The sequence below is a fragment of the Myxococcaceae bacterium JPH2 genome (assembly GCA_016458225.1).
Lineage (GTDB): Bacteria > Myxococcota > Myxococcia > Myxococcales > Myxococcaceae > Citreicoccus.
The window spans coordinates 115,839-135,408 of the sequence record JAEMGR010000006.1 but is presented as its reverse complement, the minus strand read 5'-3'; the positions used below and the strand labels follow the sequence as shown (position 1 = coordinate 135,408).

The window sequence follows — 19,570 nt, the reverse complement described above, 5'->3', positions numbered from 1 at the left end:
CCATCCATCCGGCCAGGAAGGCCATCACTCCGGTCAATGCACCGCGCGGCGTGCTCGCCTTCGACGAACGAGTGCGCTAGTCCCGACCCCGTTGGCGCCGTCGCGGCGCCCCTGGAGTGGATGCCTGGACATGACGAAGACCACCGCGCCGACTCGCAATGCCTGGACGCTGCTCCTGTCCTGCGCGCTGGCCCTCGTCCTGACCGCCCGTCCCGCCGAGGGCGCGCCTCCCGCCTCGCCACCATCGGGCACCGTGCGGCTCACGCTGCTGCACCTCAATGACGTGTACCAGTTCCAGCCGCTGGCCAATGGGCGCGGTGGGCTGGCCCGCGTGGCCACGCTGCGCGCGCAGGCGCTCAAGCAGTCGCCGAATGTCCTGACGCTGCTCGCGGGCGACACGCTGTCGCCGTCCGTCGAGTCCTCCGCGGAGATCCACGGCGAGGCGCTCAAGGGCCGGCAGATGGTGGATGCGTGGAACGCGCTCGGCATCGACTACGCGGTGGTGGGCAACCACGAGTTCGACTTCGGCGACGACGTGCTGCGCGCGCGCATCCACGAGTCGCACTTCACGTGGCTGGGCGCCAACGTGGTGGACGCGACCACGGGACAGACGTTCGCGGGCCTCAAGCCCTGGGACCTCCGAGAGGTCGGCGGCGTGCGCGTGGGCATCTTCGGCGTGGTGCTGCCCGAGACGCAGGGCGCCTCCAAGGCGGGCCCCACCACGCAGTTCAAGCCCTTCTGCGAGGCGGCCCAGCGCGCGGTGGCGGACGTGCGCGCGGCGGGCGCCCAGGTGGTGATCGCACTGACGCACCTGGAGGACACGGAGGACCGCGAGCTGGCGCGCTGCGTGCGCGTGGACGCCATCATCGGCGGGCACAGCCACGAGCGCATGGAAGAGACCGTCGAGGGCACGCCCATCTACAAGCTGGATGAGGACGCCATGGACCTGGGCGAACTCACCCTCGACGTGGACTCGGCGACGGGCGCCGTGAAGCGTCATGCGTGGAAGGCCACGCCCATCACCGCGCGGCTCCCCGAGGCTCCGGCCTTCACCCAGGCGATGAAGGGCTACGCGCCGCTGTTGAAGGAGCTGGCGCAACGCGTGGGGCGCTCACCGGTGCCGCTGGACGCGCGCAGCGTGGAGAACCGCCTGGGCGAGACGAACCTGGGCTCCTTCGTGGCGGATGCATTTCGCGCGGCCACGGGCGCGGACGTGGCGCTGTGCAACGGCGGCGCCATCCGCGCGGACCGCGTGCTGCCCGCGGGACCGCTCACGCGACGCGAGCTCTACTCCCTGCTGCCCTATCGCAACGACCTGGTCGTGGTGGACGTGAGTGGCGCCACGCTTCGCGCCGTGCTGGAGAACGGCGTGAGCCTCAGCGGCAAGCCCAAGCCACCGGGGCGATTCCCGCAGGTGTCGGGCCTGCGCTTCGCCTACGACCTGGACAAGCCCGCGGGCGAGCGCGTGACGCGCGTCGAGGTGGGGGGAAAGCCGCTCGACCCCACGGCCACCTATCGCCTCGCCACGCTGAGCTTCCTGACCGCGGGCAATGACGGCTACACGATGCTCAAGGGCCTCCCCACGCGTCCGGGCACTCCGAGCGGCGCGACGCCCTGGGACGTGCTCGCCACGGCCCTGCGCACCGGGCGCCCCGCGCCGCGCGCGAAACCCGACGGGCGCATCCAGCACACTGGCGGTCCCGCGCAGGACGCCGCGCACACGCCCGCCCCGCCCATGAAGTAGGAAGCAGTCTGGCGGACCCTCGCGCCCGCGCCTCGCGACCACGGCAATCAGGGAGGCAGCAACGCAACCTGTCTGACATTGGGCAGGGCCCGGTTGCGGCCCCGCGGGTCGTGCGCTAAGGACATGGGCAGTGCTGCGCGTCCTCCTCGTCATCGTGCTGGTCCTCGGCCTCGTGCCTCCCCTCGGGGAAGCCGTCGAGATGGCCGTGCACTTCGCGACGACTGGCCACCTGGCGCACTTCCAGGCCGGTGAGAAGGATTTGGACGCGGGCAATCGGGAGCATGGCTGCGGAACCGTGGCCCACCACTGCTCCTGCTGTGTCAGTCAGTCGATGCTTCCCTCGGGGACCGCCCAGACGGTGCTCCTGCCCATCCAGACGGGCGAGCCCATCCGAGGCGCCGAGCTGAAGGTCGCTACGGGAATGCCTCAGCGGCTGTTGCGCCCGCCCATAGCGGCGTAGCGCGCGCCCTCACCGTCATGACTCGCGTCCATCGTGGCCACCCGCTCGTCCGGGCTGGGTCGCGCTGGCGTTGCGCGAGCCATGGACTCGCTGCGCGCGCGAAAGCCTGACGCTTCCCAACGCGGCGGCCCCACGTCCATGCAAGGCATTGGACGTGGAGCCTCCCTGGTACCTTCTCGCAGTCCTCGCGAAGGCCGTCACCGGTGCGTCCGGGGCGGCGTCGCGGAGGCACGTCCATGTCTCGCTTCCGATTCACCGTCGCACGCAAACCCTGGCTCCCCTTCATGGTGGGCCTCTTGTCGATGCCCGCGCTGGCGCAACGCGCGCTCACCACCGAAGCCGCGGTGGCGCTCGCGCTGGAGCACAGCCCTCGCTTGATTCCCGCCCGCGCGGAGGTGGAGGAGGCCCGCGCGCGCGTGCAAGGCGCCGGGCTCCTCTTCCAACAGAACCCCGAGCTGACCGTGGCCGCGGGCCCCCGGCTGCGTCCCGAAGGGGACAGCACGGATGTGTCGCTCGGCCTCAGTCAGCGGATTGAACTGCCCGGCCAGCGCAGCGCCCGTCGTGACGCGGCGGGCGCGCGGCTCTCCGCCAGTGAGGCGCGTTGGGAGGCCCTCCAGGTCGACCTCGCCGCCGAGGCGCGTGAGGCGCACGCGCTGGCGCTCGCGGCCCAGGAGGAGACTCGGCTGGCGGAGGAAGGCCGGGCTCTTGCGGAAGAGGCCCTCCACGCCGCGCGGGAGCGGCAAGCCGCGGGGGCGGCGTCGAGCATCGAGGTCAACACCGCGCGCGTGGAGCAAGGCCGCGCCGCTCGGGAGTACGCGCTCGCGGTGCAGCGACGCGATGTGGCGCTCGCGCAGCTCCGGCTCCTGCTGGGACTGGAGCCCGTCGAGACGCTGGACCTGGTGAACACGCCCACGAAGCCCGAGCCGGTGCCACCGCTCGCCTCGCTCGTGGACACCGCCCTTGCCCGTCGCGCGGAGGTACGTGCCGCGCGCTCCGGGCTCACCGCTGCCCGTGCGGAGGTCACGCTGGCCAGAAGAGAGGCCCTGCCCAGTCCACGCCTCGGCGCGAGCTACGGCCGAGAAGAGGGCGCCACCATCATCCAGGGCACGCTCGCCATCGACCTGCCCCTCTTCCAACGCAACCAGGAGGCACGCGGAGCCAGCGCCGCGCGCGCCACCGCGGCGGACAGCACCGTGCGCGCGGTCGAGCAGCAAGTGCGCTCCGAGGTGACGCTCGCCCGCCAACGCTACGAATCCGCGAGCGCCGCCACCGCGACCTACAGCGATGAGGTGCTCGCCGCCGTCCAACAGAACCTGGAGTTGATCAACGAGGCCTACCGCGCGGGCAAGGTGGACTTCCTGGAGCTGCTCATCATCCGCCGGGAGTCCCTGGACACCCGACGCGGAGCCATCGAAGCGCGACGGGAGCTGGCCGTCGCTGACGCACGCCTGAAGCAGTCCCTGGGGAGCATTCCATGAAGCGCCTGTCCTGGATGTGGCTCACGACGTTGCTGCTCTCCCTCCCTGGCTGCGAGCGCCGCGAAGAAGCGCCCCCCGCGCCCACCTCGACCGCCGAGGCCAAGGCCGCCGAGCCAGGGGCGAAGCCCACCGAGCATGAGGAGGTCATCACCCTGGCCCCCGAGGCCCTGAAGAACGCGAAGCTGGAGCGTGCTCGCGCCGAGCATCGGCCCCTGCGTCGCGGACTGAATGCCACGGCGCGGCTCGCGTTCCTGCCCAAGTCCGTCGCGCAGGTGGCGGCGCGCGTGCCTGGGCGACTCGCGAGCATCGAGGTCAACCTCGGGCAGAAGGTGAAGAAGGGCGAGGTGCTCGGCTACCTGGAGAGCCCGGAGCTGGGCCAGGCCCGAGCGGACTACTTGTCCTCGGCGACCAAGTCCCGCGTGGCCGAGGAGAACTTCCGCCGCGAGCAGGAACTCTTGCGCAAGGGCATCTCGTCCGAGCGCGAGGCACGGCAGGCCGAGGCCGAGTTCTCCACCGCGCGCGCGGACATGAACGCGGCGGAGGGGCGACTGCACGCGCTTGGACTCAATGACGCGGAGATTCGCGCGCTCAAGGCCGATGAGCACTACAGCTCGCGATTCCCCGCGCGCAGCCCGCTCGACGGCACGGTGGTGGAGATGACCGGCGCGGTGGGCGCGAGCGTGGAGGCCTCCACGCCGCTGTTCACCGTGGCGGACCCCAGTCACCTCTGGGGCCTGCTGGACGTGTTCGAGTCCCAGCTCGCCAGCGTGCACACCGGTCAGCGCGTGGTGCTCACCGTCGCCGCGTTGGGCGAGCGGCGCTTCGAGGGCCGAGTGGACTCCATCGGCGACATCGTGGACGAGAAGACGCGGACCGTTCCCGTGCGCGTCACCGTCTCCAACGAGGACGGCGCGCTGAAGTCCGGCATGTTCGCCCAGGCGGAGGTGCTCACCACCGAGGCCGCGAGCGTGGACCCAAGCCCCGCCCGGCTCGTCATCCCTCGCGAGGCCGTGCAGGAGCAGGGCGACGCGCGCGTCGTCTTCGTGCCACTCGGCGAGGGCCGGTTCAGGCCAGTGCCCGTGAAGCTGGGGGCCCGCACGGCCCAGGAGGTGGAGGTCCTCTCGGGGCTCGACGCGGGCGCCGAGGTCATCACCCAGGGCGCGTTCATCCTCAAGTCCGAGCTCTCCAAGGAGAGCCTGGGCGAGTCCGACTGAGAGCGAGACGCCCATGCTTGCCTCCCTCATCCGGTTCTCCATCCGGAATCGCTTCCTCGTCTTCGTCCTCACCGCGGTCCTCATTGGCCTGGGCCTGCATGCCCTGAGCAAGCTGCCCATCGACGCAGTTCCAGACGTCACCAACGTCCAGGTGCAGGTGCTCACGTCCTCGCCGGGCCTGGGGCCCGTGGAGGTGGAGAAGTTCGTCACCGTGCCCGTGGAGACCGCCATGAGCGGCCTGCCGGACACGGAGGAGATCCGCTCGGTCTCCAAGTTCGGTCTGTCGGTGGTGACCGTCGTCTTCCATGACGACGTGGACATCTACTTCGCGCGCCAGCTCGTGCAGGAGCGGCTGTCCGCCGCGAAGGAGAGCATCCCCGAGGGCTACGGCACGCCCGAGATGGGCCCCATCTCCAGCGGGCTCGGAGAGATCTACCAGTTCGAGGTGCGGGGCGATGGCACGAGCCCCATGGAGCTGCGCTCCATCCTCGAGTGGCAGATTTCGCCCCGCCTGCGCGGCGTCCCCGGCGTCGTGGAGGTGAACGCCTTTGGCGGCGAGCTGAAGACGTACGAGGTGCAGGTGGACCCCGCGCGGCTGGCCGCACATGGCCTGTCCTTGCAGGAGGTCTTCACCGCGCTGGAGGCGAACAACGCCAACGCGGGCGGCGCCTCCATCTCTCGCGCGCAAGAGCAGGTCCTCATCCGCGCGGAGGGCATCGTCGAGTCGCTGGAGGACATCGGCAACATCGTCGTCGCCACGTCGCCGCACGGCACGCCCGTCTTCATCCGCAACGTGGCCGAGGTGAAGTTCGCGCCGCAGGTCCGCCAGGGCGCCGTCACCCGCGACGGCCGAGGCGAGGTCGTCACCGGCATCGTGATGATGCTCATCGGGCAGAACTCACGCGAGGTGGTCAACAACGTGAAGGCCACGGTGGAGGCCATCCGCCCCACGCTCCCGCCGGGCGTCACGCTGGAGACGTTCTATGACCGCACGGACCTGGTGCGCAAAACCATCCACACGGTGGCCAAGAACCTCATCGAGGGCGGCGTGCTGGTGGTGGTGGTGCTCTTCCTGATGCTGCGCAACCTGCGCGCGGGCCTCATCGTCGCGAGCACCATCCCCCTGTGCATGTTGACGGCCTTCATCGGGATGCGAGCGCTCGGCATCAGCGGCAACCTCATGAGCCTGGGCGCCATCGACTTCGGGCTCATCGTGGACGGCGCGCTCATCATCATCGAGAACGCCGTGCGCCACATCGCGGAGAAGAACCACCAACTCGGCCGTCCACTGACGCGCGCCGAGCGCGACGAGGTGACGTACCAGAGCGCTGTCGAGATGGTCCGCCCGGCCTCGTTCGGCGTGGGCATCATCGCCGTCGTCTACCTGCCCATCCTCAGCCTCACGGGCATCGAGGGGAAGATGTTCCGCCCCATGGCCATCACCGTCATCTGCGCGCTGGCCGGGGCCTTCCTGCTGTCCCTCACGCTCGTGCCCGCGCTGGCGTCGATGGTGCTGCCCACGTACGTCCGCGAGCAGGAGAGCCCCATCGTCGTCTGGGCTCGCAAGCTGTACGCGCCCGCGCTGGAGCGGTGCCTCACGCATCGCAAGGCGGTGATGGGCGCCGCGGTGGGCGTGCTCGCCGCGAGCCTCGCCGTCGTCCCGTTCCTGGGCGCGGAGTTCATCCCGAGGCTCGATGAGGGTGCGCTCGCGCTCCAGGCGTGGCGCATGCCGTCCGTGTCGCTGGAGGAGTCCGTGCGCCAGACGACGCTCATCGAACAGGTGCTGCGGCGCTTCCCCGAAGTCGAAACCGTGGTGTCGCGCACGGGCCGCGCGGAGATCGCCACCGACCCCATGGGCGTGGAGATCTCCGACATCCTCGTGATGCTCAAGCCCCACGACACGTGGACCACCGCCAAGGACCGCGAGGCGCTCATCGCCGCCTTCGACACAGCCCTGCGCGGCGCGGTGCCCGGCAGCGTGTTCAGCTACTCGCAGCCCATCGAGCTGCGCGTCAGCGAACTCATCTCCGGCGTACGCTCGGACCTCGCGGTGAAGCTCTATGGTGAAGACCTGGACGTGCTGAAGAAGACGGGTGACCGCATCGTCGCGGCGCTCGCTCGTGTCCCGGGCTCGGCGGATGTGAAGGCCGAGCAGGTCGCGGGATTGCCCGTGGCGCGCATCCAGGTGGACCGACAGGCCATCGCTCGCTACGGCATCAACACGCGCCAGGTGCTCGACACCATCGAGGCCATCGGTGGGCGCGCGGTGGGCACCGTGCTCGAAGGCCAGAAGCGCTTCACCCTCCAGGTGCGCTTCGCTCCTGGAGCGCGCGCGACGGTGGAGTCCCTGGGCTCGCTCAAGGTGTCCAACGGGAGCGGCCAGGGCATCCCCCTGTCCGAGCTGGTCCGCGTGGTGGAAGAGGAAGGCCCCGCGCAGGTGAGCCGCGAGAACATCCAGCGGCGCATCACCATCGAGGGCAACGTGCGCGGACGAGACCTCCAGGGCTTCGCCGCCGAGGCGCAGGCCGTGGTCGCGCGCGAGGTGCCGCTGCCACCGGGCTACTGGCTCGAGTGGGGCGGCCAGTTCGAGAACCTCCAGTCCGCGACGCAGCGACTGGCCATCGTGGTGCCGCTCACCCTCTTCCTCATCTTCGTGCTGCTGTACGGGACGTTCGGAGCGGGCAAGCCCGCGGCGCTCATCTTCCTCAACATCCCGTTCGCCGTGACGGGCGGCGTCCTGGCGCTGCTCGTGCGCGGCATGCCGCTGTCCATCTCCGCCGCCGTGGGCTTCATCGCCCTCTTCGGCGTGGCGGTGCTCAACGGACTCGTGCTCGTCAGCTGCATGCGGCAGCTCCGCCATGAGGGCCGCACCGCCCTTGCTGCCGCGCGCGAAGCCGCCCACCTGCGCCTGCGCCCTGTCCTCACCACCGCGCTCGTCGCCAGCCTGGGCTTCATTCCCATGGCGCTCGCGTCCGGTGCGGGCGCCGAGGTGCAGAAGCCCCTGGCCACCGTCGTCATCGGCGGGCTCCTCAGCTCCACGCTGCTGACGTTGCTCGTGCTGCCCACGCTCTACGCGGCGTTGGATCCGGATCGCGTCGAGACACCCCCCGCGTAGCCACCCGCGCGGGGAATTCCGGGAGCGCGCCGCGGGGCCCACCGCCGGCGCGCTCCCCCTCTTGCATCACGCCCCACCCACGCGGTATTCCCTGCGCGCCTTTCGATTTTGCAAATCACTATCATTTTCAACTTCAACACCGGGCTCCCCATGAAGTGCTGCCGTATCCTGCCGTCGCTGCTGCTGCTGTTGCTCGCGGCATGCGGCTCGGAGGACTCCTCGTCGACTCCTGGCATCTCCGCGCCGCCGTACATCGCGGTGCTGTCGTCCGTGTCCGGCACCCTCACGCAGCCCACCGTCACCGTGACGGGCTACGTGCAGGCGGGCAATCCGGTGGAGTCCATCGAGGCGCGGCTCGACGAGGGTGAAGCGCTGCCCGTCGAATGGGACAAGGCGGAGGGCCACACGCCGAGCTTCCGCGTGCAGGTGGCGCTCCCGCTCGGGGACAGCACGCTGCGGCTGGATGCCGTGGATCAGGCCGGCGGGCACAGCTCACGCTCGCTGCGGCTGCATCGCGAGGAGCCGCCCGACACGACGGCGCCGTCCGTCCGGTTGGTGACGCCCGAGCCGGACCAGGCCCTCACGGTGCGCCGCGTGCGCGTGCAGGCCATCGCGACGGATGACAAGGCCGTGGCGCAGGTGTCCTTCACGCTCAACGGCGCCGCGGCGCAGCCCGTGACGGGACTCGGCGCGGATGGCGCCCTCGCCTTCGACGTGACGCCGCATCCCGGCGTCAACACGTTGGTGGTGCAGGCCACCGATCCGAGCGGCAACGCCGGCACGGCCACGGTGACGTTCCACTTCGGCAGCCTCACCTCGGCGGGCGGCCTGCACACGGGCGTGGTGCGCGCGGGCACGCTGTACACGTGGGGTCGCAACAACAAGGGGCAGCTCGGCCTGGGCGCGTCGGTGACGACGGATCAGTCCGGTCCCCACGCCGTGCCGACGCTCACGCACGTGGCCGCCATCGCGTTCAACCAGAACCACTCGCTGGCCATTGATGACGCGGGCGCGGTGTGGACGTGGGGAGAGAACGCGAACGGCCAGCTCGGACTCGGCGCGCCTCCCGCCGTCGAGGGCGGTACGCGGACGCCGGACGTGACTCCGCGCTCGGAGCCCACGCGGGTGGCGGTGGCAGGCGCGGTGGCCGGAGTGCTCGGCTACCGGCACACCCTGGTGCTGATGGAGGACGGCACCGTGCGCGCGTTCGGCGACAACAGCAACGGCCAGCTCGGAGACGGCACGGTGACGTCGCGCGACTACCCGGTCGCGGTCGTCGGGCTCACGGACGTGGTGAAGCTGGCGGCCGGCTCGCAGCACTCGGTGGCGCTCCAGGCGGATGGCACCGTGTGGACCTGGGGCCGCAACACCTACGGAACGCTGGGGCTCGGCGCCGCGGACGCCGTCAATCACCCGACTCCCGAGAAGGTCCCCGGCGTGGAGAACGTGGTGGACATCGCCACGGGCCGCGACCACGTCCTCGCCGTTCACGCGGATGGAACGGTGTCCGCGTGGGGCCTGGATTCCGCGGGACAGCTCGGCACGGGTGCCATCAGCGCGGAGAAGCAGAGCGCCGTCCCCGTGAAGGTGAAGGGAATGACGGACGCGCGCGCCGTCTGGGCCAACGGGCTGTTTGGATTCGTGCGCCGGGCGGATGGCACGCTGATGGGCTGGGGGCAGAACGGCAACGGTCAGCTCGGCCTCAGCGACACGAAGGACAAGGGCACCCCCACTCCGTCGGCCCCGGGGCTCGGCCGCATCGCCTCGCTGGGACTGGGCGCCACCCACGTCATCAGCATGCGCGGCGACAACTCCGTCTACGTCTGGGGCTGGAACTCGAAGGGGTCGCTGGGCCGCACGGACCTTCTGGAGAACTGGTCCTTCCCGGATCCGCTCCAGGTGGTGCTGCCGTGAGCCGCGCCGCCCGGCTCGGGCTGCTCGCCCTGCTCGCGCTGGGCGGCTGCGGTGAGACGAAGGACACGCGGCCCACGGAGCCGCCCACCACCCAACCGCCCGTCACGCCCGAGCCTCCCGCCCGCCACGACGTGGTGGAGGAAGGCGAGGAGCGACCCGGAGGCACCACCAGCGTGGCCGACTCGAGCGCGAGCGCCTTCACGCGACCCGCCGCGAACCTCACGCTGGAGCGCCGCACCGAGTTCCTGGTGGGCGAGGCCCTCTTCGAAGCGGACTGGATGGCCGCACCGGGTGCTCGCGCGGACCGTGATGGACTGGGTCCCCTCTTCCACTCCGTCTCGTGCGTCGCGTGCCATCTCGGTCATGGCCGAGGCCGCGCACCCGCGGTGGGCGAGGTGGCCGACACGCTGCTCGTGCGCCTGTCAGTGCCCGGGCGCGACGCACACGGCGCTCCCGTTCCCGAGCCCACGTACGGAGACCAGCTCCAGCCGCGAGCCATCCCCGGCGTGCCCGCGGAGGGCCAGGTGCGCGCCCGCTGGACCGAGGTGTCCGGCACGTTCACCGATGGCACGGCCTACGCGCTGACCCATCCAGAGTTCCTGTTGCAGGGGCTGGCCCACGGGCCGATGTCGCCGGACCTGCGCACCTCCGCGCGCGTGGCGCAGCCCATGATTGGCCTGGGCCTGCTCGCAGCGGTGACCGAGACGGACCTGCTGTCCTGGGCAGACGCCGACGATGCGAATGGCGATGGCATCTCCGGTCGGCCGAACCGCGTCTGGAATCGGCGGCTCGGCGCCACGGTGGTGGGGCGCTTCGGGTGGAAGGCCAATCAGCCGGACCTGGAGCACCAGAACGCGGGCGCGCTCCTGGGTGACCTCGGGCTGACGTCTCCGTTGCTGCCCACCGAGAACTGCATGCCGGGGCAGGCTGCGTGTCAGGCCCAACCATCGGGAGGCGCGCCCGAGGTGAACGCGCGACAGGCCGCGGCGCTCGACTTCTTCAGCCACACCCTGGCCACGCCCACGCGCTCGGGCGTGGATGCGCCGGCGGTGCTGCGAGGCAAAGGCCTGTTCCATGAATTGGGCTGCGCGAAGTGCCACCGGCCCTCGTACGTGACCGGGACACTGGAGGGATACCCGGAGCTGTCTGGCCAGCGCATCTGGCCGTACTCGGACCTGTTGCTGCACGACCTGGGCGAGGGGCTCGCGGACGGACGCGAAGACTTCGAAGCCACGGGCCGCGAGTGGCGCACCCCGCCGCTGTGGGGCGTGGGCCGAACCCGCATGGTGAGTGGCCACACGCGCTTCCTGCACGACGGCCGCGCGCGCTCGCTCACCGAGGCCATCCTCTGGCACGGAGGAGAAGCAGCGCCCGCGCAAGCGCGCTTCCGCGCACTGTCCGAGGACGCACGCGCCGCGGTGGTCACCTTCCTCGAGTCGCTCTAGTCAGGGCGCGGTCCACCCGCGCACGCGGTACACCCAGCGCCCGGCCAGCTCTCGCAGCACATCCGTGCTCTGGCTGAGCGCGCCCGCGCGCGGCAACCAGCTCATGCGCGACAGCGGCGTATTCGAGGCGCGCACGTCCACCACGAGCGTGTCCGGGTGCAGCCCCACCGCGGCGAAGCAGCCGGCCGCGCGAGGCATGTGCGCGGCGCTCGTCACCAGGAGCAGCGAGCGCCAGCCCCGCTCACGGATGATGCGCGCGGACTCCAAGGCGTTCTCGCGCGTGTTGCGGCTCCGGCCCTCGGTGATGATGCGCTCGGGCGCGATGCCCCATTCCTGGAGCTGCTTCGCGAGCACGTCCGCCTCCACCACCGCCTCCGGGCGCGGATCCAACGAGCCACCGGACAGCAGCACCTGCCGCGCCCTGCCCGCGCGCAGCAACTCGAAGCCGCGCAGCACGCGCTCCACGGCCGCGTTGTACTCGGGCTGCCCCGTGCGCTCGGAGGCCGAGGGGTCCAACCCACCGCCCAGGACGATGACCGCGTCGTAGACGACCTCCTCGCGCCAGGTGCTCACCGCGCTCGCCTCGGTGGCGCGCGTAAGCCATGCGGACACGGGCTCGGACGAGAAGGCCAGCAGCACCGCGAGCCCTAGGCCCAACAACACCCGCGAGCCCCGGGGCCAGCGGCGCGCGAGCACCGTGCCCGCCACGAGGCCCACGAGCGCCCACGTCAGCGGCGCGAGGAGCAGGTCCAGCACCTTCGACAGGAAGAGGAACATCGCCCGACGGTCAGCGCTCTCCCCAGTGGAGCTTCTGCCGGAGGATGGTGAAGTAGGCCACGCGCGGGTTGCGCACCAGGTTCACGCGGTTGGACGAGCGCACCACCTCGATGCAGTCCCCGCCTTGCAGCGAGTGGCCCGTCTGCCCATCCAACGTGAGGTAGGTGTCCGCCGTCTCGCTGCGCAGCGTGATGCGGATGACGCGGTCCGCGGGGACGACAATCGAGCGCTGCGTGAGCGCGTGCGAGCAGATGGGCGACAGCACCGTGCAGTCCACCGAGGGATGGACGATGGGCCCCCCCGCCGACAGCGAGTACGCGGTGGAGCCCGTGGGCGTCGCGAGGATGACGCCGTCCGCCTTGTACGTGGTGATGGGCACCCCATCGATGGACGTCTCGTGGTCCGCGATGCGCGCCAGGGCGCCCTTGTTGATGACGATGTCGTTGAGCACCTCGTCCTCGACGAGCACCTTGCCCTCGCGCAGGAGCCGGCACGACAGCTTCATGCGCGAGTCCGTCTGGAAGCGCCCCTCCAGCACCTCGGACAGCGTAGAGAACAGCTCCTCGACCGGAATCTCGGTCATGAAGCCCAGGCTGCCCAGGTTGACGCCCAGGATGGGGACGCCTCGCCCCGAGAGCATGCGCGCTGCGTAGATGAGCGTGCCATCTCCGCCGAGCACCACCACCAGGTCCGAGCGGGTGGCCAGCTCCCGGTCCGTCACCCGCGGCCAGCCCAGCGTCTGCGCCAGGGTCCGGTCCGCCAGGACGGTCAGGTGGGGGTAGCGCTCGCGGATCTGCACCGCCAGCGCCACGGCCTCGGGTTTATCCCTCTTCGCGACAATTGCCAGGGTCTGCACGCGGCCCCCTTTCTAATCCAGGCGGCTGGCCGGGCGCTCACCGGAAATGCGAGCTGCCCGCCCCCGGACATCTGGCGGTGCGCGAACCGGGGATTTTCCCGGGCGGGACGCTAGGGTGGGCCCTCGACATGGACCTCTTCGAACACGCGGGCCTCAAGGAGCAGGCCGCCCAGGCCCCGCTCGCCGAGCGCATGCGGCCCACCACCCTGGCCGAGTTTCTGGGCCAGGAGCACCTCACGGGCGAGGGGCGCTTCCTGCGCCGGGCGCTGGAGCAGGACCGGGTGCCCAGCCTCATCCTCTGGGGCCCCCCGGGGACTGGAAAGACGACGCTCGCACAGCTCGTGGCCCGCAGCACGGGCGCCGCGTTCGAGGCGCTGTCCGCCGTGCTCGCGGGCGTGAAGGACATCCGCGAGACGGTGGCGCGCGCGCAGGAGCGCTGGAAGATGAACCGGCAGCGCACCTTCCTGTTCATCGACGAGATCCACCGCTTCAACAAGGCCCAGCAGGACGCGCTGTTGCCCCACGTGGAGAAGGGCACGGTGACGCTCATCGGCGCCACCACGGAGAACCCCTCGTTCGAGGTGAACGCCGCGCTCCTCTCCCGCGCGCGCGTCGTCACGTTGCGAGGGCTCGAAGAGGACGAGCTGGTATCGCTGCTGCGCCGCGCGGTGGGAGACCCACGGGGGCTCGCGGGCAAGGTGCAGGTGGATGACGAGGCGCTGGCCTTCATCGCGGAGGCGGCGGGCGGCGACGCACGCAAGGCGCTCACCGCGCTGGAGGTGGCCGCGGCCTACGGGGGCGCGCAGGTGGACCGCAAGGCCGCCGAGGAGTCGCTCCAGCAGAAGATGCTGCTCTACGACAAGGGCGGCGAGGAGCACTACAACGTCGTCAGCGCCTTCATCAAATCCATGCGCGGCAGCGACGTGGACGCGGCGCTCTACTGGATGACGCGCATGCTGGAGGCGGGCGAGGACCCCGTCTTCATCTTCCGCCGCATGGTCATCTTCGCGTCGGAGGACGTGGGAAACGCGGACCCTCGCGCCTTGAGCGTGGCGGTGGACGCGCTGCGAGCCTTCCAGTTGATGGGCCTGCCCGAGGGCACCCTGCCCCTCACCCAGGCCGTCACGTACCTGGCGCTGGCGCCCAAGTCGAACGCGGTGATTACCGCCTACGCCGCCGCGCGCGCCGCCGTCACGCAGGAGGGCGCGCTGCCCGTGCCCATGCACCTGCGCAACGCGCCCACCAAGCTGATGAAGTCGCTGGGCTACGGCGGCGGCTATAAGTACCCGCACAACTTCGAGGGCCACTACGTCCCCGAGAACTACCTGCCCGAGGCCCTGCGCTCGCGGCACTTCTACAACCCCTCGCAGAACGGCTTCGAACGAGAGCTGTCCGAGCGCTACGAGGACATCCAGCGCCAGCTCGCTGCCCGTCGCGTGACGGAGAGCGAGCCGGGCGAGGACGGGTGAGCCCCAGGCGCTACGACGCCGCCTCCAGCGCGGTGTCGTCGCTGCCCTCGGGCCCCTTGGGACGCGGCTTCATGGAGCGGCCCGCCACCTCGTACTGCTTGAGCAGGCGGCGGAAGTTGGAGCGGTCCACCCCGGCCGCGCGCGCGGCGCTGGACACGTTGTGGTTGTTCTTCTCCAGGAGCGCGGAGAGGTAGCGCCGCTCGAAGGCGCGCATGGCCAGCCGCTTGGCCTGGGCATACGGCAGGTGGGCCAGGCTGAACACCTCCACCGCCGAGTCCGCCTGCGGCGCCGCCTGGAAGCCGGGCGGCAGGTCCTCCACGTCGATGAAGTCGTTGGCGGTGAGGACCACCGCGCGCTCGATGACGTTCTCCAGCTCGCGCACGTTGCCCGTCCACCGGTTGCAGGTGAGGGCCTCCATGGCGCGCGGGCTGATGCCCGTGACCTTCTTGTCCGCCTTGGCCGTGTAGAGCTTGAGGAAGTGGTGCGCCAGCAGCGGCACGTCCTCGGGGCGGTCGCGCAGGGGCGGCAGGTCGATGGTGATGACGTTGAGCCGGTAGAACAGGTCCTCGCGGAACTTGCCCTGCTCCTTGGCGCGAGAGAGGTCCACGTGCGTGGCGGCGATGACGCGCACGTCCACCTTCACGGGCTCGTTGGCGCCCACGCGCTTGACCTCGCCCTCTTGCAACACGCGCAGCAATCGCACCTGGGTGGCGGGAGGCACGTCGCCAATTTCATCCAGGAAGATGGTGCCGCCGTCGGCCGCCTCGAAGAGGCCCTTCTTGTTGCCGGTGGCGCCCGTGAAGCTGCCCTTCACGTGGCCGAACAGCTCGCTTTCCAGCAGCGTCTCGGTGAGGGCCGAACAGTTCACCGCGACGAACGGCTTGTCGCGCCGGGCGCTGCGGTAGTGGATGGCGCGCGCCACCAGCTCCTTGCCGGTGCCGCTCTCACCTTGGATGAGCACCGTGGCCGTGGAGTGGCTCACCGTCTCCACCAGCTTGAACACGGCGCGCATCTGCGACGACTGGCCGATGAGGTCCTCGAACTGGCTGCGGACCGTGAGGGCCTCCTCCAGCGCGCGGGTGCGGTCCTTGAGCGCCTTGCGCTCGGCCGCCTTGGCCACCGTGAGGCTCACCTCGTCGATGTTCTCGAAGGGCTTGGTGAGGTAGTCGTAGGCCCCGGCCTTCACGGCCTCCACCGCGGTCTCCACCGTGGCGAAGGCGGTCATCATGATGACCTCCACGTCCGGGCGGTCCGCCTTGATGGCGCGCAAGAGGTCCATGCCGGACAGGTGCGGCATCTTGATGTCGAGCACGACCACGTCGATGGTCGGGTCCTTGGCCGCCGTCAGCCCCTCCACCGCGTCATCGATGGCCACGACCGGGTGGCCCTCTCGCTGGAGAATCTGCGTGACGGCCTTGAGGACGACGGAGTCGTCATCCACCACGAGGACTTTGGCGCGCTTGATTTGGGTCACGGCAACCTCTCGAGCTGCAGGGGAATAGGCAGGAAGACGGTGAAGCGAGAACCCGAGCCGGGCTGGGTATCCACGTGGAAGCTCCCCCCGTGGTCCTGGACGATGCGGTAGGCGATGGACAGGCCCAGGCCCGTGCCCTCGCCAGGGGGCTTGGTGGTGAAGGACGGCTCGAAGATGCGCGGCAGGTAGCGCTCCTCGATGCCCGAGCCGGTGTCCGACACCGCGAAGAAGCACCGGTCGCCGTCGCGACCCGTCTCCAGCGTCAGCTTCCCCTCGGGCGTCGGCAGCGCCTGCAAGCCGTTCTGCAGCAGGTTGAGCACCACCTGCGCGAGCTGGCCGGGGTCGCCGTACACCTTGGGCAACCCCTCCATGAGCCCCAGGGACAGCTCCACCTTGGGCGTGGACTTGAGCTGCGCGCGGAAGAGCACCGCCGCGTCCTCCACGCACTTGGACACGTCGAACAGGCGACGGTCCTCCACGCGGCTGTGGCGGCTGAACTTCAGCAGGCTTTCCACGATGCGCTTGCAGCGCAGCGCGCTCTCCTCGATGAGCTTGAGCGACTCGAGGTCCGAGTCGACACGGCCCGCGTCGCGCGACATGAGCTGCGCGAAGGCGAGGATGCCTCCCAGCGGGTTGTTGATTTCGTGCGCCACGCCGCCCGCGAGCTGCCCCACTGCCGCCATCTTCTCGGTCTCAATAAGCCGGCGGGTGATGGCCTGCTCCTCGGTGACGTCGCGGTACGTGCACACCGCGCGGTCATCTCCCGCGAAGGGATAGGCGGCCACCACGTAGGTGCGCCCCGCCTGCTGGACCTCGCCGCGCGCGCCCTTGCCGCTTTCCATGGCCGCGGGCAGCGGACAGCCCACGCACGGCTCGTCACGGCCGAAGAGATAGCGATGGCAGGGCGTATCGGAGGGAATCTCCTCGATGGAGCGGTGCGCCACCTGCGCGTAGGCCACGTTGGCGCGGCGCACGGCGAAGTCGCGCGTGCGCACCACCGCCAGCGGCGTCTCCATGCAGTCGAACGACAGCTCCCACTCGCGCTTGGCCAGGCTGAGCATGCGCGTGCGCTGCGCGACGCGCTCTTCCAGGTCCGCGTTGAGGCGCTTGAGCTCCGCGTTCTGCTCCTGCGTCACGCGGTACAGCCGCTCGTTCTCCGCTTGGAGCGCGTACTGCTCGAACGCGCTCTTCACCGTGAGCACCAGGTGGCTGTCGTTCCACGGCTTGGAGATGAAGCGGAAGATCTCCGAGCGGTTGATGGCCTCCTCGATGGCCTGCTGATCCGCCTGCCCGGTGAGCATGATGCGCTGGGCGCGCGGCTCCTGCTGCTTCACGCGGGTGAGGAACTCCACCCCGTTCATCCCCGGCATCCGGAAGTCCGAGATGACGACCTCCGGGTGGAACCGCTCGAGCAACCGCAGCCCCTGCTCCGCGTCCGTCGCCGTCTCGATGTCCCAGTCACCGCGACGCAGCACGCGGCGGATGGACTTGAGGATGTTCTCCTCGTCGTCCACGAGCAGCAGTCTCCCGCGAGGGACTGCTTCCTGTGCGTGCACCTGTGCCACCTGAGGCCCCATGGACTTTCCGACGCCTGACTTTTGCAATGCCCCTGCCAACCCTGGAAGCACGCGAAGTCCCTGGAATCACACCCGTTTTTCGGGGTGTGACAATTAGCGTCAGGGTCAATCCAAACCCACCCGGCACTGAGGGGTCAAATCAGACTCAGGGTTAATGACCCAGGTCAGCTGCTCTGCGAGGTGGGGGGCGCGAAGAGGGAGAGCTGGGGGTGCAGGCAGATGCGGTCGCGGCCCTCGCGCTTGGCTCGGTAGAGGGCCTCGTCGGAGGTGAGCAGGAGCTGCTCGGGCGAGAGCACGGTGCGGTGGGGGAAGCCGGAGACGCCCAGGGAGGCCGTCACGCGCAGGGTCCGCTCGGGCCCGAGCTGGAGTTCGCTCAGCTCCTGGCGGACCCGCTCGGCCACGGTGAGGGCGCCTGTCACGTGCGTGCGGGGCAGCAGCACGGCGAACTCCTCGCCGCCGTAGCGGGCCACGAGGTCCGTCTCACGCACGCTGCGCTGGAGGGCGGCGGCCACCTCGCGCAGCACGTCGTCGCCGGTGCCGTGGCCATAGCGGTCGTTCACCGCCTTGAAGTGGTCCAGGTCCAGGAGGATGAGCGACAGCGCGTCGTCGTAGCGCTGGGCCCGACGGAACTCCTCGCGCACCCGCTCCTGGAAGTAGCGGTGGTTGTGCACCTGGGTCAGCCCATCTGTCACCGACAGGTGTCGCAGCTCCCCCACCTGCGAGGCCAGGGCCTCCATCCGAGCATGTGCGTGCAGGCCCCGCAGCAGCCGAGCGAGCAGCTCATCCTCATCCCATGGGGTCAAAACGACCTCAGCCCCTTTGTGGAGGGCGGCCAGCCACGCGGCGCGGGCCTCGGCGGGCGCGAGCACGAGCACGGGCGGCGTCCGCTCCGCCTCCGCGGCGCCCAACCTGTCGAGCAGGGCCACGCCCGCCGAGGGAGCGCTGGCGCTCAGGCACAGCACCACGCCATCCACCTCGCGCGCCAGACGCAAGACTTCGGGGCCCGTGCGCGCCACGCGCAGCGCGAAGTCCTCGGGGCCCAGCGCGCGCGCCAGCTTGGGGAGTACGGCCTGGGAATCGTCGACCACCAGCAGGGAGTAGGGCCTGGATTTCACAGTGTCACCGTAAAATGGTGACTCCATGGTAGCACGAGTGTTGACTGGAGAGCGAGTCCCGGTTTGCGTTCCTCGGGAAGGCTCTGCTAGCGAGCGCCGTTCAGAGCCGCACACACGCCGCGAGGTCTCCCTGGTGGGCAAGTACCCGAGCATCAGCCTCTTTTTTCCCGCGTGGAATGAAGAGGATTACGTCGAGCGAGCCGTCGAACGCGCCCTGGAGGCGCTGGCGCGACTGACCGACGACTACGAAGTCATCATCGTCAACGACGCATCCACGGATCGGACGCAGGAAATCTGTGACGCGCTGGCCGCGAAGCATCCGCAGGTCCGCGTCATCACGCATCCGGAGAACCTGAAGCTGGGCGGCGCGATGCGCACCGGCTTCTCGTCGTCGACGAAGGACATCATCGCCTACTCCGACATCGACCTGCCGTGGGACATGCGCGAGCTGGAGCGCGCGCTGCATCTCATGGAGTACCTGGAGGCGGACATGATCTGCGCCTTCCGGTTCGACCGCACGAGCGAGGGTCCCAAGCGGATCATCTACTCGTTCGTCTACAACATGCTCATCCGCTCCTTGTTCGACATCCAGATCAAGGACGTGAACTTCAGCTTCAAGGTGATGCACCGCCGCGTGCTGGAGTCCATCGAGCTCAAGAGCCAGGGCTCGTTCATCGACGCCGAGCTGGTGGTGAAGGCCATCCGCAAGGGCTTCCGCGTGTTCCAGATGGGCGTGGACTACTTCCCGCGCACGCGTGGCATCTCCACGCTGGCCTCGCCCTCGGTCATCGTGAAGATGGTGAAGGAGCTGGTGCGGCTGTACCCGGAGACGCGCACCCCGACGGCGCCGCAGCAGCCGGTGCGCCTGCCGCCGACGGTGGCCGCCCTGCGCACGCCGCCCGCCCCGGGCCGAGCCGCGCGCGGCTGAGCCC

Annotated in this window: 14 protein-coding genes; 9 read left to right on the top strand and 5 right to left on the bottom strand. The window is 70.1% G+C overall.

What is annotated here, in order from left to right:
* Window positions 1–130 precede the first annotated feature (130 nt).
* The 7 genes from JGU66_13205 to JGU66_13175 all read left to right on the top strand — a co-directional run bounded on the left by JGU66_13205 (window position 131) and on the right by JGU66_13175 (window position 11,370).
* Window positions 131–1,744 (top strand): bifunctional metallophosphatase/5'-nucleotidase, encoded by a 1,614-nt coding sequence (locus tag JGU66_13205; protein MBJ6761726.1) that lies wholly within the window; start codon window positions 131–133, stop codon window positions 1,742–1,744.
* A 133-nt stretch (window positions 1,745–1,877) separates the two neighbouring features.
* Window positions 1,878–2,204 carry a hypothetical protein gene (locus JGU66_13200; GenBank protein ID MBJ6761725.1) on the top strand — a complete coding sequence of 109 codons (327 nt, stop codon included), beginning with the start codon at window positions 1,878–1,880 and terminating at the stop codon, window positions 2,202–2,204.
* 284 nt (window positions 2,205–2,488) lie between these two features.
* A complete protein-coding gene (locus JGU66_13195; GenBank protein ID MBJ6761724.1) occupies window positions 2,489–3,682 on the top strand; it encodes a TolC family protein in 1,194 nt (397 codons plus the stop codon).
* Window positions 3,679–4,896: an efflux RND transporter periplasmic adaptor subunit gene (locus JGU66_13190; protein ID MBJ6761723.1), complete on the top strand. Its 1,218-nt coding sequence runs from the start codon at window positions 3,679–3,681 to the stop codon at window positions 4,894–4,896. Before JGU66_13195 ends, JGU66_13190 begins: the two co-directional genes overlap by 4 nt.
* 13 nt (window positions 4,897–4,909) lie before the next feature.
* Window positions 4,910–8,011, top strand: a complete 3,102-nt coding sequence (locus JGU66_13185; protein ID MBJ6761722.1) for an efflux RND transporter permease subunit — start codon at window positions 4,910–4,912, stop codon at window positions 8,009–8,011.
* Between the two features lie 150 nt (window positions 8,012–8,161).
* Window positions 8,162–9,925, top strand: a complete 1,764-nt coding sequence (locus JGU66_13180) for a chromosome condensation regulator RCC1 (protein MBJ6761721.1) — start codon at window positions 8,162–8,164, stop codon at window positions 9,923–9,925.
* Window positions 9,922–11,370, top strand: a complete 1,449-nt coding sequence (locus JGU66_13175) for a c-type cytochrome (GenBank protein ID MBJ6761720.1) — start codon at window positions 9,922–9,924, stop codon at window positions 11,368–11,370. The genes JGU66_13180 and JGU66_13175 overlap by 4 nt, the downstream gene beginning before the upstream one ends.
* Here the strand turns inward: JGU66_13175 and JGU66_13170 are convergent, their stop codons facing one another.
* The gene (locus JGU66_13170) at window positions 11,371–12,147 is read right to left on the bottom strand and encodes a YdcF family protein (protein MBJ6761719.1); all 777 of its coding nucleotides are present in this window, start codon (window positions 12,145–12,147) and stop codon (window positions 11,371–11,373) included.
* A gap of 10 nt (window positions 12,148–12,157) precedes the next feature.
* Window positions 12,158–13,003 (bottom strand): NAD(+)/NADH kinase, encoded by an 846-nt coding sequence (locus JGU66_13165; GenBank protein ID MBJ6761718.1) that lies wholly within the window; start codon window positions 13,001–13,003, stop codon window positions 12,158–12,160.
* 128 nt (window positions 13,004–13,131) lie between these two features.
* Here JGU66_13165 and JGU66_13160 point away from each other — a divergent pair, with 128 nt between their 5' ends.
* A complete protein-coding gene (locus JGU66_13160; protein MBJ6761717.1) occupies window positions 13,132–14,472 on the top strand; it encodes a replication-associated recombination protein A in 1,341 nt (446 codons plus the stop codon).
* Between the two features lie 10 nt (window positions 14,473–14,482).
* Here JGU66_13160 and JGU66_13155 read toward each other — a convergent pair whose 3' ends face one another.
* The 3 genes from JGU66_13155 to JGU66_13145 form a co-directional block, all read right to left on the bottom strand.
* The gene (locus JGU66_13155) at window positions 14,483–15,946 is read right to left on the bottom strand and encodes a sigma-54-dependent Fis family transcriptional regulator (GenBank protein ID MBJ6761716.1); all 1,464 of its coding nucleotides are present in this window, start codon (window positions 15,944–15,946) and stop codon (window positions 14,483–14,485) included.
* Window positions 15,943–17,523, bottom strand: coding sequence for a response regulator (locus JGU66_13150; protein MBJ6761715.1), 1,581 nt, complete (start codon window positions 17,521–17,523; stop codon window positions 15,943–15,945). The genes JGU66_13155 and JGU66_13150 overlap by 4 nt, the downstream gene beginning before the upstream one ends.
* A 164-nt stretch (window positions 17,524–17,687) precedes the next feature.
* The gene (locus JGU66_13145; protein ID MBJ6761714.1) at window positions 17,688–18,665 is read right to left on the bottom strand and encodes a diguanylate cyclase; all 978 of its coding nucleotides are present in this window, start codon (window positions 18,663–18,665) and stop codon (window positions 17,688–17,690) included.
* 106 nt (window positions 18,666–18,771) lie between these two features.
* On the opposite strand from JGU66_13145, the gene JGU66_13140 reads away from it, so the two are divergent.
* Window positions 18,772–19,566 (top strand): glycosyltransferase family 2 protein, encoded by a 795-nt coding sequence (locus tag JGU66_13140; GenBank protein MBJ6761713.1) that lies wholly within the window; start codon window positions 18,772–18,774, stop codon window positions 19,564–19,566.
* Window positions 19,567–19,570 lie beyond the last annotated feature (4 nt).

What these genes read in the sequence shown, in the direction of transcription:
- JGU66_13195 (MBJ6761724.1), top strand. Translation starts at nt 2,489, where the DNA reads ATGGTGGGCCTCTTGTCGATGCCCGCGCTGGCGCAACGCGCGCTCACC.
- JGU66_13205 (MBJ6761726.1), top strand. Translation starts at nt 131, where the DNA reads ATGACGAAGACCACCGCGCCGACTCGCAATGCCTGGACGCTGCTCCTG.
- JGU66_13145 (MBJ6761714.1), bottom strand. Translation starts at nt 18,665, where the DNA reads ATGGAGTCACCATTTTACGGTGACACTGTGAAATCCAGGCCCTACTCC.
- JGU66_13185 (MBJ6761722.1), top strand. Translation starts at nt 4,910, where the DNA reads ATGCTTGCCTCCCTCATCCGGTTCTCCATCCGGAATCGCTTCCTCGTC.
- JGU66_13160 (MBJ6761717.1), top strand. Translation starts at nt 13,132, where the DNA reads ATGGACCTCTTCGAACACGCGGGCCTCAAGGAGCAGGCCGCCCAGGCC.
- JGU66_13150 (MBJ6761715.1), bottom strand. Translation starts at nt 17,523, where the DNA reads ATGGGGCCTCAGGTGGCACAGGTGCACGCACAGGAAGCAGTCCCTCGC.
- JGU66_13170 (MBJ6761719.1), bottom strand. Translation starts at nt 12,147, where the DNA reads ATGTTCCTCTTCCTGTCGAAGGTGCTGGACCTGCTCCTCGCGCCGCTG.
- JGU66_13180 (MBJ6761721.1), top strand. Translation starts at nt 8,162, where the DNA reads ATGAAGTGCTGCCGTATCCTGCCGTCGCTGCTGCTGCTGTTGCTCGCG.
- JGU66_13190 (MBJ6761723.1), top strand. Translation starts at nt 3,679, where the DNA reads ATGAAGCGCCTGTCCTGGATGTGGCTCACGACGTTGCTGCTCTCCCTC.